The organism is Mesorhizobium sp. M7A.T.Ca.US.000.02.2.1 (assembly GCF_003996995.1).
Classification (GTDB): Bacteria; Pseudomonadota; Alphaproteobacteria; order Rhizobiales; family Rhizobiaceae; genus Mesorhizobium.
On sequence record NZ_RZTT01000179.1, the window covers coordinates 1 to 11,779 of the forward strand.

The 11,779-nt window shown below is 62.3% G+C and carries 18 protein-coding genes, 1 other RNA gene and 1 pseudogene; 9 read left to right on the top strand and 11 right to left on the bottom strand.

All coding sequences use genetic code 11. The features are described from left to right. The 3 genes and pseudogenes from EOD15_RS17845 to EOD15_RS17855 all read right to left on the bottom strand — a co-directional run. Positions 1–390: pseudogene (locus EOD15_RS17845) on the bottom strand (VWA domain-containing protein); the annotation flags it as partial. 7 nt (positions 391–397) lie between these two features. Then, positions 398–844 carry a GNAT family N-acetyltransferase gene (locus EOD15_RS17850; protein ID WP_127319130.1) on the bottom strand — a complete coding sequence of 149 codons (447 nt, stop codon included), beginning with the start codon at positions 842–844 and terminating at the stop codon, positions 398–400. An 86-nt stretch (positions 845–930) separates the two neighbouring features. After that, on the bottom strand, positions 931–1,770 hold the full coding sequence (locus tag EOD15_RS17855; protein WP_023811813.1) for a MoxR family ATPase: 840 nt from the start codon (positions 1,768–1,770) through the stop codon (positions 931–933). 148 nt (positions 1,771–1,918) lie between these two features. On the opposite strand from EOD15_RS17855, the gene ssrS reads away from it, so the two are divergent. The 4 genes from ssrS to EOD15_RS17875 all read left to right on the top strand — a co-directional run bounded on the left by ssrS (position 1,919) and on the right by EOD15_RS17875 (position 4,488). Then, positions 1,919–2,074: non-coding RNA, 6S RNA (ssrS, locus tag EOD15_RS17860), on the top strand. Between the two features lie 96 nt (positions 2,075–2,170). Beyond that, a complete protein-coding gene (locus EOD15_RS17865) occupies positions 2,171–2,758 on the top strand; it encodes a 5-formyltetrahydrofolate cyclo-ligase (protein ID WP_127327610.1) in 588 nt (195 codons plus the stop codon). 69 nt (positions 2,759–2,827) lie between these two features. Then, complete coding sequence (locus EOD15_RS17870) at positions 2,828–3,652, top strand: YmdB family metallophosphoesterase (RefSeq protein ID WP_127319132.1); 825 nt, start codon at positions 2,828–2,830, stop codon at positions 3,650–3,652. 74 nt (positions 3,653–3,726) lie between these two features. After that, positions 3,727–4,488, top strand: coding sequence for a TerC family protein (locus tag EOD15_RS17875; protein WP_127269216.1), 762 nt, complete (start codon positions 3,727–3,729; stop codon positions 4,486–4,488). Positions 4,489–4,504: 16 nt separating this feature from the next. On the opposite strand, the gene EOD15_RS17880 is transcribed toward EOD15_RS17875, so the two are convergent. Genes EOD15_RS17880 through EOD15_RS17895 form a run of 4 tightly spaced genes read right to left on the bottom strand, consistent with a single transcriptional unit; the run spans position 4,505 to position 6,326 of the window. Continuing rightward, positions 4,505–4,972 (bottom strand): SRPBCC family protein, encoded by a 468-nt coding sequence (locus tag EOD15_RS17880; protein WP_127319134.1) that lies wholly within the window; start codon positions 4,970–4,972, stop codon positions 4,505–4,507. A gap of 22 nt (positions 4,973–4,994) precedes the next feature. Continuing rightward, positions 4,995–5,357, bottom strand: a complete 363-nt coding sequence (locus EOD15_RS17885; protein ID WP_127319136.1) for a hypothetical protein — start codon at positions 5,355–5,357, stop codon at positions 4,995–4,997. A gap of 49 nt (positions 5,358–5,406) precedes the next feature. Beyond that, positions 5,407–5,799 carry a VOC family protein gene (locus EOD15_RS17890; protein WP_127319138.1) on the bottom strand — a complete coding sequence of 131 codons (393 nt, stop codon included), beginning with the start codon at positions 5,797–5,799 and terminating at the stop codon, positions 5,407–5,409. 44 nt (positions 5,800–5,843) lie between these two features. Next, positions 5,844–6,326 carry an SRPBCC domain-containing protein gene (locus EOD15_RS17895; RefSeq protein ID WP_127319140.1) on the bottom strand — a complete coding sequence of 161 codons (483 nt, stop codon included), beginning with the start codon at positions 6,324–6,326 and terminating at the stop codon, positions 5,844–5,846. Positions 6,327–6,378: 52 nt separating this feature from the next. Here EOD15_RS17895 and EOD15_RS17900 point away from each other — a divergent pair, with 52 nt between their 5' ends. From EOD15_RS17900 to EOD15_RS17910, 3 genes are all read left to right on the top strand, one after another. Next, positions 6,379–6,702 carry a helix-turn-helix domain-containing protein gene (locus tag EOD15_RS17900; RefSeq protein ID WP_127319142.1) on the top strand — a complete coding sequence of 108 codons (324 nt, stop codon included), beginning with the start codon at positions 6,379–6,381 and terminating at the stop codon, positions 6,700–6,702. Between the two features lie 206 nt (positions 6,703–6,908). Next, a complete protein-coding gene (locus tag EOD15_RS17905) occupies positions 6,909–7,658 on the top strand; it encodes a YebC/PmpR family DNA-binding transcriptional regulator (protein ID WP_023811824.1) in 750 nt (249 codons plus the stop codon). A 17-nt stretch (positions 7,659–7,675) separates the two neighbouring features. Further along, positions 7,676–7,972, top strand: a complete 297-nt coding sequence (locus tag EOD15_RS17910) for a SelT/SelW/SelH family protein (RefSeq protein WP_127218697.1) — start codon at positions 7,676–7,678, stop codon at positions 7,970–7,972. A gap of 18 nt (positions 7,973–7,990) precedes the next feature. Here EOD15_RS17910 and EOD15_RS37235 read toward each other — a convergent pair whose 3' ends face one another. Genes EOD15_RS37235 through EOD15_RS17925 form a run of 3 tightly spaced genes read right to left on the bottom strand, consistent with a single transcriptional unit; the run spans position 7,991 to position 9,475 of the window. Continuing rightward, positions 7,991–8,119 carry a hypothetical protein gene (locus tag EOD15_RS37235; RefSeq protein ID WP_127319156.1) on the bottom strand — a complete coding sequence of 43 codons (129 nt, stop codon included), beginning with the start codon at positions 8,117–8,119 and terminating at the stop codon, positions 7,991–7,993. A 41-nt stretch (positions 8,120–8,160) separates the two neighbouring features. Beyond that, positions 8,161–8,640 carry an anthrone oxygenase family protein gene (locus tag EOD15_RS17920; RefSeq protein WP_127319144.1) on the bottom strand — a complete coding sequence of 160 codons (480 nt, stop codon included), beginning with the start codon at positions 8,638–8,640 and terminating at the stop codon, positions 8,161–8,163. Position 8,641: 1 nt separating this feature from the next. Beyond that, positions 8,642–9,475 carry an NAD(P)H-binding protein gene (locus EOD15_RS17925; protein WP_127319146.1) on the bottom strand — a complete coding sequence of 278 codons (834 nt, stop codon included), beginning with the start codon at positions 9,473–9,475 and terminating at the stop codon, positions 8,642–8,644. A gap of 103 nt (positions 9,476–9,578) precedes the next feature. On the opposite strand from EOD15_RS17925, the gene EOD15_RS17930 reads away from it, so the two are divergent. Then, entirely contained in the window at positions 9,579–10,220 is a 642-nt protein-coding gene (locus EOD15_RS17930; protein WP_127408693.1) for a TetR/AcrR family transcriptional regulator, read from the top strand. A gap of 129 nt (positions 10,221–10,349) precedes the next feature. Here the strand turns inward: EOD15_RS17930 and rpmE are convergent, their stop codons facing one another. Next, positions 10,350–10,571: a 50S ribosomal protein L31 gene (gene rpmE / locus EOD15_RS17935; RefSeq protein ID WP_013529118.1), complete on the bottom strand. Its 222-nt coding sequence runs from the start codon at positions 10,569–10,571 to the stop codon at positions 10,350–10,352. Between the two features lie 207 nt (positions 10,572–10,778). On the opposite strand from rpmE, the gene EOD15_RS17940 reads away from it, so the two are divergent. Continuing rightward, the coding region (locus EOD15_RS17940; protein WP_245463702.1) for an ABC transporter transmembrane domain-containing protein at positions 10,779–11,779 on the top strand (1,001 nt) is incomplete at its 3' end.

Here is an 11,779-nt window from a genome sequence, read left to right on the forward strand (position 1 = left end):
GCCCTGGTGGCGGCCTTTTTGCTCCTGCAGCCGCTGTTTCAATGTCTCCATCAGTTTCTCGAAACCGCCCAGCGCCTCGACCAGTTTTTTCTCTTCGTCGGTCAGGTGCTTTTCGGCGAGGCGGCGCAACCATTCCTCGGGGATGTTGGCGACATCGACGGCATCCGGCCCGCCCAGTGCTTCGATGCCCTTGAAGACATGGGCAAACACCTGGTCGAAGCGGACGATATGGCGCTCGTCCTTCACCAACGCCGCACGGGCGAGGTAATAAAAGCCTTCGACGTCGTAGTCGACCAGCCCGGCTTCCAGCCCCTCCAGCAGCGACAGATATTCCCTGAGCGAAACGGGAACACGCGCGGCCTTCAGTTCGAGGAAGAAGGGGATGAACATTGTCTATCTACAGCAGATCATACTCGATGAAGCCGGTGCGGCGCGCGACATGGTCGTAGAGTTTGCGCGCGGTGGTGTTGGTTTCGTGCGTCATCCAGTAGACGTTCTTGACGCCGACTTTTTCGGCTTCCTGTCTCACTGCCTCGATCAGCGCAGCGCCGATGCCCTTGCCGCGCACATCAGGGTCGGCGAACAGGTCCTGCAGATAGCAGTTGTTTTTTTCCGACCAGCCGGAGCGGTGGTAGAGATAGTGGGTGAGCCCAACCGCCTTGCCGTCCAGCGTGGCGATGAAGCCTTTCGGCTCGAACTCACTTTCGGTGAACAGCCGCTTCCAGGTGATGGCGTAGACCTCTTCCGGCAGCTTCGTCTCATAGAAGGTGAGGTAGTCGGTCCACAGCCGCCGCCAATCGGCATGGTCGGACTGCGCGAGCGGGCGGACGATAATCTCGGACATGTCATCTCCTCTGAAGGTTTGGCCGAGGCTGCCTGCCTGTTCGGCTGCGGGCAACGGTCCACAGGAGGGAAAGCGCTGCTGCTGACCTATTGCTGCCTTCGTGCCATGAACGCCAGCCGCTCGAACAAATGCACGTCCTGCTCGTTCTTCAGCAATGCGCCATGCAACTTGGGCAGGGCGTTCTTCGGATCGGCGCGCAGATCTTCCGGCGCGATGTCGTCGGCGACCAGCAGCCTTATCCAGTCGAGCGCTTCGGAGGTCGACGGCTTCTTCTTCAAGCCGGGCACGTCGCGGATTTCGTAGAACTGGGTCAGCGCCGCTCGCACCAGGTTCTGCTTGATGCCGGGATAGTGGACATCGACGATTCTGTGCAGCGTGTCGACGTCGGGAAAGCGGATGTAGTGGAAGAAGCAGCGGCGCAGGAACGCGTCCGGCAACTCCTTCTCGTTGTTGGAGGTGATGATGACGATCGGCCTGACGGCGGCGCGGATGGTCTCGCCGGTCTCGTAGACGAAGAACTCCATCCGATCGAGTTCCTGCAGGAGGTCGTTGGGGAATTCGATGTCGGCCTTGTCGATCTCGTCGATCAAAAGCACGACCTTCCTGCCGGCGGCGAACGCCTCCCAGAGTTTGCCGCGCTTGATGTAGTTCCTGATGTCGTTGAAGCGCTCGTCGCCAAGCTGGCTGTCGCGCAGCCGCGAGACGGCGTCATATTCGTACAGGCCCTGCTGCGCCCGCGTCGTCGACTTGACGTGCCATTCGATGAGGTCGAGGCCAAGTGCTGACGCCACCTGGCGGGCCAGCTCCGTCTTGCCGGTGCCTGGCTCGCCCTTGACCAGCAAGGGCCGCTCCAGCGCGATCGCCGCGTTGACGGCCACCATCAGATCCTTGTCGGCGACATAGGCCGCCGTGCCTTCGAAACGCATTCTTGCTCCTCGGTTGGTCATGGCAACCGTAAGGACGCGGCTCACCCTGTGCAAGGGTGCGCCGGCCGCGGCGAATGGGCTTGAACCCTGATGGAAACATATGCCCGTCTCACTGGCGCTTAGCCGGCCGGCAGCCTATATTGGGCGGGACGGTCTGTGCTTCCCGGCAGGAGAACATTTTCCCCGGGGCCTTAACGATCCTTAGGGAGCTGTCCCTGGGAAGACCCGTGGGTTTTCTCACACGGCGCCCACCTACTTTGTAGGTTCCCGGGATCGCTCTCTCCACCGGTTGTGTGGATCGTCACTTATTGCCACGCGTCCCGCATTTCGGTGGATGATTGCGGTGGAAAACGTCGCTCCCAAAACTCCATCCAGATCTGACCTTTTCTACCCTGGCTGAATGACCTCTCTCAAAGACCTGAAAAAGCAGCTTCGCCGTGAGGCCCTCGGACGCCGCGATGCGCTCGATGAGTTCTGGCGGGTGGAGGTCGCGCTTGAAATGGCCGAGACGGCACGCGATCACCTCCATGTCGAGCCGGGCCAGATCGTTTCCGGCTTCTGGCCGATGCGTTCGGAAGTCGACGTTCGGCCGCTGATGTTTGCCTTGCGCGAAAAGGGCGCGCGGCTTTGCCTGCCGGCCATTCTCGACAAGACCACCATTGTCTTTCGCGAACTGGTGCGCGGCGCGCCGATGGTCGAGATGGGTTTCGGCACGGTCGGCCCTCACGAGGAAGCCGAGGTGCTCGACCCCTCTGTGATGCTGGTGCCGCTTGCCGCTTTCGATGCACGCGGCCATCGCATCGGCTATGGTGCCGGCTATTACGACCGCGCCATCGCCAAGCTGATCGACAAGGGACAGCCGCCGCGGCTGATCGGCATCGCCTTCGACTGCCAGGAGGTGGCGCAGGTGCCGGATGAGGCGCACGACGTCGTCATCGCGGAAATACTCACCGAGAGCGGGTTGCGCCGCTTCGCGCCAAAATTGTAGATAAGTACAAGGGGCGCATGATCTTCACTGGCGCCATGCAGCTTTCGCTGACCTTCGGTGCGGGATCATATGAGACTTCTCTTCCTCGGTGACATGGTTGGCAAGACAGGACGCACGGCGGTGTGGGAACAGCTGCCCGGACTGATCTCCGACTTCAAACTCGATTTCGTCATCGTCAATGGTGAGAACGCCGCCGGCGGCTTCGGCATCACCGAAGAGATCTTTCGCGAGACGATCGCGGCCGGTGCGGATGTCGTCACCACCGGCAATCATGTCTGGGACCAGCGCGACGCGCTCGCCTTCGCGCCGCGCGAAGAGCGCTTCCTGCGTCCCTCCAACTTTCCCAAGGGCACGCCCGGGCGCGGCTCCGGTGTCTATATCGCCAGGAGCGGCGCGCGCGTGCTGGTCGCCAACATCATGGGCCGGGTGTTCATGCATCCCGAGCTCGACGATCCCTTCCAGGCAGGCGAACGCGAGCTTGCCGCCTGTCCGCTCGGCGAGCAGGCGGATGCCGTGATTATCGACTTCCACGCCGAGGCGACCTCGGAAAAGATGTGCTTCGCGCATTTCGTCGACGGCCGCGCCAGCCTCGTCATCGGCACCCACACCCACCAGCCGACGGGCGATCACCAGATCCTCAACGGCGGTACCGGCTATATGTCCGACGCCGGCATGTGCGGCGACTATGATTCCTCGCTCGGCATGGACAAGGAGGAGCCGCTCAACCGGTTCCTGTCGAAGGTGCCGAAAGGCCGCTTCGAGGCGGCGACCGGACCGGCGACCTTGTGCGGCGTCGGCGTCGATATTTCAGACCGCACAGGGCTGACCGAGCGGATTGCGCCGTTTCGTCGCGGGCCACGGCTGGAGGAAACCGCACCGTCCTTCTGGTCGTGACATTGATATAGGCACGCTTAGTACCTAACTGCCGGCGACACTGCTCTAGATCGTTAAAAGAGGGGACGACCTCCATGCAGCTCATCGAATTCCTGGCGCCGCATTTTCAATTTGTTTCCGACCCGACGGCTTGGGTCGCGCTGCTGACGTTGATTGTGCTCGAGGTCGTGCTCGGCATCGACAATCTGATCTTCATCTCGATCCTGACCAACAAGCTGCCGGAAGCACAACGGGCCCGTGCCCGCCGGCTCGGCATCTCGGCGGCCCTGATCATGCGGCTGGTGCTGCTGGCCACCATTTCGATCATCGTCCAGCTGACCACGCCGGTGTTCACGGCCTTCGGTCACGGTTTTTCCTGGCGCGACCTGATCCTGATCGCCGGCGGCCTGTTCCTGGTCTGGAAGGCGACCAAGGAGATCCATCACACCGTCGATCCCGACGACCACAAGGATACGATGATGGGCGAGACGCTGCAGATCAGCCTTGCCGGCGCGATCTTCCAGATCCTGCTGCTCGACCTGGTCTTCTCGATCGATTCGATCATCACCGCCGTCGGCATGACCGACGAGATCGCCATCATGTACATCGCCGTGATCGTCGCGGTCACCGTGATGATGCTGGCGGCCGGGCCGCTGGCCAACTTCATCGCCAAGAACCCGAGCATCGTCATGCTGGCGCTGGGCTTCCTTCTGATGATCGGCATGACGCTGATCGCAGACGGCATGGGCTACCATGTGCCCAAGGGCTACATCTATGCGGCGATGGGCTTTTCGGCATTGGTCGAGGGGCTCAACATGCTGGCGCGGCGACGTAAGAAGTCGGGCGGCGGGCATTGAGGCAGACCCTGAATACCTAATGTCCTGGCACGCCCTTCGGGTGACGGTCGCCGATCAGGCCGAGCGTCAGGCCCTGTTCCAGCCACGCCTTGGCGCCGGCCAGCACCAGCGTGAAGCCGCCGGTTGAGCCGACGGCCTCTTTCACCTGCTCGTCGCCATCCCCGGCGAAGCCAAAATTGCGAACCTCGAGAAAGGTCGTCTCGTCGGGCATTTCGGTGAAGGTCCAGACCACCGTGGTCGGCGGATCGCTCCATTGCATGACGATCTTTTCATTCGCGACGATCTCGCTGACGTCGACCGTCGTCGAGACGCCGTACATGCGCCACTCCCAGAGGACCTGCTTGCCGCTGTCCAGCCGGCCGCTGCCATGGGTGAACCAGAATTTCGTGGTTATGGCCGGATCGACGATGGCCTCGAATACATCGGCGACAGGCCGCCGGATCAGCATGCCGGCTTCGGCGGTTGGCTTTTCGCGGATGTCCATCGGATGCTCCTTTATTCGGCGCTCACCAGGCGTCCGGTTCGCGCAGCATGTGAACAATGTTGGCAGGGTTGGTGATCCAGCCGCCGCGGAAGTCCTCGCCCAAGGGCTCAATGGCGTCGCAACGCACAACACCGGCCTTGGCGAAATGATCCGCAGCCATGAGGAAATCCTTGGTGAACAGCTCCAGCCACACCTCGGCTTGGCTCATCATCGGCGCCTCATCGATCCACAGGCGGTTGGGGCCAAGCTCGAAGCCGATGGCCGGTGCTTTGTCTGTGAACGGCTTCAGGCCGACGACGTCGCGGTAGAAGGCGATCGTCGCCTCATATTGGTGCGGCGGTACCTTCATGGCGATGTTGATGCCGCCGGTGATTTTCGTGGTCATAGCTGGCTCCGTTGTCGTGTTCTGCTGTTGTCGCCTTTGCTCAGGCTGGTCATGCGAGATTGATCTGCCAGGAGACCCCGAACCTGTCGTTGAGCCATGCGAAACGGCGGCTGAAGCCGTAATTGTCCGGTGGCATCAGGAACGCGCCGTCCTTGCCCAGCGTCCCGACAATTCGGTTCAGCTCTTCTTCTGAGGAACAGTCCACATAGAGCGAGACCGATGGCGTGAACGTGAAGGCGTGGTGCACGGGGCTGTTGAAGACCATGACTTCCAGCCCAGCGATCGACACCCGCGCCAGCTTGACCGTTCCTTGCGGGCCGTCTTCGCCGGGGCCGTAATTCGTGACGTCAAGCACGCTGCTGCCGGGAATGGTCTCGCAATAGAGGGTCATTGCCTCTTCGGCCTTGCCCTCGAACATCAGGAATGGCGATACTTTCGTCATCGCAAGGTCTCCATCTTCCTTCTGTTGCTCGGATATCGGGTCGCTCAAACATTGGTCTCGTTGGCGGGTTCGCCCTTCATCTCGCTGCGGTAGTAGCCGTCGCGCAAATTGATGCCGTATTCGACATAGGCCTTCATGCAGGCCAGCATCTGCGACCAGCCCTCGCAATTGAGGTAGGACTTCTTCAGGCCGACCGCGCCTTCCTGCCAACCGCTCTCGGCGATGGTGACGAAGGTGCCGCCATCGTCGAGCGGCTCGAAATTCATCTCGATGCGGGTCTTGTAGGCCGGCTTGCCGTCGGCGTCGGTGGCATCCCAGCGCAGCACGATACGGCTGTCCTTGACCACTTCGTCGACCTCGACCGGCACCTTGCCCCACCAGACGACGCCGGCGCCGGCTTCCAGCCGGGCGCTGGCGCCGCCGATCGTGGTGAAATAGCCGCTCAGTTTCTTCGGATTGACGACCGCGTCGAAGACCTCGGCGACCGGCTTGCCGATTCGTCCGGAAACACTGAATCCAAGTGACATATCCACAACTCCTTCCCTTGATCGGTCCAACGATATGTTATAAAAACATAACATGTCAAGCCGATCGCAAGACGACAATGTTTTCAAGGCGCTGGCGCACCCGCGCCGGCGTGAAATGCTGGATCAGCTGAAGGACACGCCGAAGACGACCGGCATGCTGTGCGAGGCCTTTCCCGACATCGATCGCTGCACCGTGATGCTGCATCTCAAGGTATTGGAGGAGGCCGATCTGATCGTTGCGCGGCGCGACGGCCGCGAGCGCTGGAACCATCTCAACGCGCTGCCGATCAAGCAGATCCACGACCGCTGGATCAGCCAGTATGCCGGGCATGCCCTCAGCATCATCGACCGGCTGAAGTCGGACCTCGAGGCATGAGCGGCCGCAGCAGGTCATGTCTTACGCCGCATGCGCGGTGCGGCTGGACGAATTGAGCCGATTTATCTATAAGCCGGCCATTCCGACAGAGAACGCCGTGCTTCCACGAGGTGCACCTGGGACGCTCTGAAATTTTGAATTCGGGCATTGCGGAAACGAGGTCAGATCACTTCGCTTCGGGATGCTCTAGCCGAGAAGACGACACCATGGCTGGCCATTCACAGTTCAAGAACATCATGCACCGCAAGGGCCGCCAGGATGCGGTGCGGTCTAAAATGTTTTCCAAGCTGGCGCGCGAAATCACCGTCGCCGCCAAGAGCGGGACGCCCGATCCATCGATGAACCCTCGCTTGCGCCTGGCGATCCAGAACGCCAAGGCGGTGTCGATGCCGAAGGACAACATCCAGCGCGCCGTCAACAAGGCCTCGATGGGCGATGCCGAGAACTACGAAGCCGTGCGCTATGAGGGCTATGGCCCGGGCGGCGTTGCCGTCATCGTCGAAGCGCTGACCGACAACCGCAACCGTTCGGCCTCGAATGTGCGCGCCGCCTTCACCAAGGCCGGCGGCGCGATGGGCGAAACGGGCTCGGTGTCGTTCATGTGGGACCGTGCCGGCGAGATCTACTATCCGGCATCGGCCGGCAGCGCCGACAAGATCATGGATGCGGCGATCGAAGCCGGCGCCGACGATGTCGAATCCGACGAGGAAGGCCACACCATCTATTGCGGCTTTGAGAACATGGGCGAAGTGTCGAAGGCGCTGGAAGGCGCGCTCGGCGAGGCTGAATCGGTCAAGCCGATCTGGCGGCCGCAAAACAACGTTCCGGTCGATGAGGAGCGGGCACAGTCGCTGATGAAGCTGGTCGCCACGCTCGAGGATGACGATGACGTGCAGAGCGTCTACGCCAACTTCGAAGTCGACGACGAGACGATGGCCAAGCTCAGCGCGGCATGAGCGGAGCTCAGCCCGGCATGAGCGAGCAGATTCTCCCCGCCATCCGCATCACCTATTGCACGCAGTGCCAATGGCTGCTGCGCGCCGGCTGGATGGCGCAGGAACTGCTGTCGACCTTCGGCACGGACCTTGGCGAAGTGACGCTGGTGCCCGGCACCGGCGGCATCTTCACCATCAGTTGCAATGACGTGCTTGTCTGGGACCGCAAGCGCGACGGCGGCTTTCCGGACGCGGCCAAACTGAAGCAACTGGTCCGCGATGTCATTGATCCGGACCGCGACCTCGGCCATTCCGACCGGAAGACAAAGGCATAGAGGTCGCCAGCGCTGCCGTCACTTGCGTCGCCACGCACCGAAGGCGGCGCCAATCGCAATACCAACTGCAACGCCCATCGGCAGATCATCCAGAGCGGTGCCGATCGCGGCACCGACACCAACTCCGATTGCCATGCCGAAGGCCATTTTGCGTAGTGATCCTTCATCGGTCGCTCCATCCATCGTCGTCAACGCGTGGCGAACCAGAAGGATGCCAGCGCGGCTATGCCGCTGATGGTGCGGACATGGTTCCACATCACCCATTCATTGAGGTAGCGCGACCACAGGCCTGCGCCATTGCTGCTGGCCGGATCGACGGCGGCGAGCGCATCGTTCAGCGGGACGTTGAAGATCATCGTCACCACCACGATGCCGATGAGATAGAGCAGGCTGCCGGCAAGCAGCCAGAGCGAACCCGACTGGCTCCAGCCCATCACCGCGCCGATGGCGACAAGGACGCAGACAAGCGCCGTGCCGAACAGGGCGGTCATGAACAGCGGCGTCACCGCGGTGACATTGATCGAATTCATCGCGGCGATACCGCCGGCAGCGGGCATGCGGGCGAGACCCGGCATGACGAAGCTGGAGAAAGCAAAGAAGACGCCACCGACGACGCCTGAGCCGATTGCGGCGATGAAGATGAGGGTGGGGAGAAGCTTCGCGATCATGTCAGTTGCTCCAGATGCCGGTTGCGGCGGTTTGCGTTGCGTAGGCGGAGAAGTCTCTTGGCTGGCGACCAAGCACGCGCTGGACGCCGTCGGTGAGCGACTCGTTGCGGCCGTCGAGCACCTGGGTGAACAGCTCATTGAGCAGCCAGCCGAATTCGGGCGGCAGCTCATGCGCGGCCACTGCGGCAGTGAATTCGTCATGCGAGATCCTGACAAAGCGGATGTCGCGCCCGGCTGCCTTGCCGATCTCGGCGACCGCGTCTGCAAAGCTCAGCAGCCGCGGCCCGGTCAATTCATAGAGCTGGCCGACATGCCTTGGCTCAGTCAGGACCGCAAAGGCGGCGTCGGCGATGTCGTCGGCATCGACAAAGGGCTCGCCGACATTGCCGACCGGCAACGCCACTTCGCCTTCAGCCAGGGACTCGGTGAAGAAGCCTTCGCTGAAGTTCTGCGAGAACCAAGCGCAGCGCAGGATGGTCCAGTCGGCGCCCGAGGCCTTCAGCATCTCTTCGGCGCGCTGGGCTTCCGTTTCGCCACGCCCCGACAGCAGCACCAGTCGGGTGACACCGTTTTGCACCGCAAGCCTGGCGAAAGCGTCGACGGTTTCGGCGGCACCCGGCACGGCGATGTCGGGATAGTAGCTGATGTAGGCGGCGCTGACGCCTTGCATTGCCGGTCCCCAGGTCGCTGGGACTTCCCAGTCGAAGCGCGGTGTACCGGAGCGCGAGCCGATCCGCACCGGCAGGTCGTGCGCCGTCAGCCGCTCGGCGAGACGGCGGCCAGTCTTGCCGGTGCCGCAGAGGATCAGAATTGGTTTGGTTGTCGTGTCAGTCATAACCGTTTCCTCTGTTAAAATATGAATAATCCTCACATTTGCTAAATGTGATAAACCCTCGTATTTTGCGAGTCAAGCGATTTTGCTGGCATTGGAGTCAGTCATGGAAGACACGGCCGCGCCGGTTTCCCCGCGGGAGCAGATTGCTTCGCCGCGCCGGGCGCCGAGCCAGCAACGCAGCCGCGAGCGGGTCGAGCGCATGCTGGCGGCTGCCTCGGCGCTGATCGCCGAGCAAGGCAGCGACGCCATGCGCATGGGGGAGGTGGCGGAACGGGCAGGGGTGTCGATCGGGTCGCTCTACCAGTTCTTTCCGGACAAGCGGGCGATCATCTGGGCGCTGGCCGAGCGCTACACCGCCGAAAGCCAGGCCTGCATCTCAGCCGCACTGGCTGGTGTCAGCGACGCCGAAGGGCTGGGCCGGGCGTTTTCGGAACTGGTCGATATCTATTACCGGCTGTTCCAGGCCGAACCGGTGATGCGCGACATCTGGTCGGGCACGCAAGCCGACAAGGCGCTGCGCCAGCTCGAACTCGCCGACAGCCGGGCCAATGCCGAGTTTCTAACCGCGGTGCTGAAACGGCTGCGGCCGGCAGCCGATCCGGCGGCGTTGGAAACGACGGCGTTCCTCATCTGGCAGATGGGCGAGGCCGCCATGCGGCTGGCGATTTCCGTCAAGCGCCAGGAGGGCGACAGGCTGGTCGCCGCCTACAAGCGCATGGCGCGCAGGGAATTGCTGGCGGAGTAGCAACGCGCCGCAACAAAAAACCCGCCACAAGGGCGGGTTTTTGATCTGTAAAAAGCTCGTTTGGTTCAAGATCTTACTTGGTGCAAGTCGTTATCCCAAAACCGCTTCGCACTTTTGGGCGACATGCACTTAGATGCCGAAACCTTCGAAACGCTTCTTGAACTTCGACAGGCGGCCGCCGCGGTCAAGCAGGGTCTGCTGGCCGCCGGTCCAGGCCGGATGAGTGGTCGGGTCGATATCGAGGTTCATCGTATCGCCTTCCTTGCCCCAGGTCGAACGGGTCGTGTATTCGGTGCCGTCGGTCATGACGACCTTGATGGTGTGGTAATCGGGATGGATGTCGGTCTTCATGGGTTCGGTTCCTGGCTTGCCGGCGCTGCCGACGGGCATAAGCCTGCGTCGATGCGCCCCTTTTTAAAACTCGAAGCCGCAGCTATTGAGGAGCCACGGCTTCTAAAACGGTCGGCGAGCCTATACATCAGCCGGAATTGAATCACAAGGCCGCGGCAAGCGCATATTGAGGCGCAGACCCCAAGGGCGGCTGGAGGAAACATCGGGATGGCGCAAATCACCAGCGCAGACGAGCGCCGGCGTTCGCTCAAGCCGTTCCGGCGCCTGTTCCCCTACATCACGCACTATCGCACACTGGTCGTCGGCGCCATCATCTCGCTGGTCATCGCCGCGGCAACCACGCTGGCGCTGCCGCTGGCGGTGCGGCGCATGATCGATCATGGTTTCTCGTCGTCCAGCACCACCTTCATTGCCGAATATTTCGCCGCCCTGGTGGCGATGGCCGCCGTGCTGGCGGCCGCATCGGCCGGTCGCTACTATTTCGTCATCACGCTGGGCGAGCGCGTCGTCGCCGATATCAGGCGCGATGTCTTCGCCCATGTGACGACGCTTTCGCCTGCCTTCTTCGACACCGCCCAGTCGGGCGAGATCGTGTCGCGGCTTGCCGCCGACACGACGCAGGTCAAGTCGGCGGTCGGAGCGACGGCCTCGGTGGCGCTACGCAACGTCATCCTCGGCCTTGGCGCGGTGGGGATGATGGTCATCACCAGTCCGAAACTGTCGGGCCTGGTCATTGCAGCGATACCCGTGATCGTCCTGCCGCTGGTCGCCTTCGGCCGTTCGGTGCGGCGCAAATCACGCCAGGCGCAAGATACGCTTGCCGATGCCACCGCCTATGCCAGCGAACAGATCGGCGCCGTGCGCACGCTGCAGGCCTTCACCAATGAAAAGCTGGTCACCGGACATTTCTCGGCCGCGGTGGAAGCCGCTTTCGAGGCGGCACGCTCGTCGATCTTCGCGCGCTCCTTCCTTACCTTCTTCGCTATTTTCACCATCTTCTCGTCCGTCGTGGCGGTGCTGTGGTTCGGCTCGCGCGACGTGCTCGAAGGTTCGATATCGCCCGGTACGCTCGGTCAGTTCCTGCTCTATTCGGTGTTCGCCGCCGGCGCGCTGGGCGCCCTGTCGGAAGTCTGGGGCGAGCTTGCGCAAGCGGCGGGCGCCGCCGAACGGCTGACCGAGATGCTGGCCGAGAAGCCGGGGATCCAAGT

Coding starts and splice junctions, on each gene's coding strand:
- EOD15_RS17850 (WP_127319130.1), bottom strand. CDS start 844: ATGTCCGAGATTATCGTCCGCCCGCTCGCGCAGTCCGACCATGCCGAT.
- EOD15_RS17855 (WP_023811813.1), bottom strand. CDS start 1,770: ATGCGTTTCGAAGGCACGGCGGCCTATGTCGCCGACAAGGATCTGATG.
- EOD15_RS17865 (WP_127327610.1), top strand. CDS start 2,171: ATGACCTCTCTCAAAGACCTGAAAAAGCAGCTTCGCCGTGAGGCCCTC.
- EOD15_RS17870 (WP_127319132.1), top strand. CDS start 2,828: ATGAGACTTCTCTTCCTCGGTGACATGGTTGGCAAGACAGGACGCACG.
- EOD15_RS17875 (WP_127269216.1), top strand. CDS start 3,727: ATGCAGCTCATCGAATTCCTGGCGCCGCATTTTCAATTTGTTTCCGAC.
- EOD15_RS17880 (WP_127319134.1), bottom strand. CDS start 4,972: ATGGACATCCGCGAAAAGCCAACCGCCGAAGCCGGCATGCTGATCCGG.
- EOD15_RS17885 (WP_127319136.1), bottom strand. CDS start 5,357: ATGACCACGAAAATCACCGGCGGCATCAACATCGCCATGAAGGTACCG.
- EOD15_RS17890 (WP_127319138.1), bottom strand. CDS start 5,799: ATGACGAAAGTATCGCCATTCCTGATGTTCGAGGGCAAGGCCGAAGAG.
- EOD15_RS17895 (WP_127319140.1), bottom strand. CDS start 6,326: ATGTCACTTGGATTCAGTGTTTCCGGACGAATCGGCAAGCCGGTCGCC.
- EOD15_RS17900 (WP_127319142.1), top strand. CDS start 6,379: ATGTCAAGCCGATCGCAAGACGACAATGTTTTCAAGGCGCTGGCGCAC.
- EOD15_RS17905 (WP_023811824.1), top strand. CDS start 6,909: ATGGCTGGCCATTCACAGTTCAAGAACATCATGCACCGCAAGGGCCGC.
- EOD15_RS17910 (WP_127218697.1), top strand. CDS start 7,676: ATGAGCGAGCAGATTCTCCCCGCCATCCGCATCACCTATTGCACGCAG.
- EOD15_RS37235 (WP_127319156.1), bottom strand. CDS start 8,119: ATGGCCTTCGGCATGGCAATCGGAGTTGGTGTCGGTGCCGCGATCGGC.
- EOD15_RS17920 (WP_127319144.1), bottom strand. CDS start 8,640: ATGATCGCGAAGCTTCTCCCCACCCTCATCTTCATCGCCGCAATCGGC.
- EOD15_RS17925 (WP_127319146.1), bottom strand. CDS start 9,475: ATGACTGACACGACAACCAAACCAATTCTGATCCTCTGCGGCACCGGC.
- EOD15_RS17930 (WP_127408693.1), top strand. CDS start 9,579: ATGGAAGACACGGCCGCGCCGGTTTCCCCGCGGGAGCAGATTGCTTCG.
- rpmE (WP_013529118.1), bottom strand. CDS start 10,571: ATGAAGACCGACATCCATCCCGATTACCACACCATCAAGGTCGTCATG.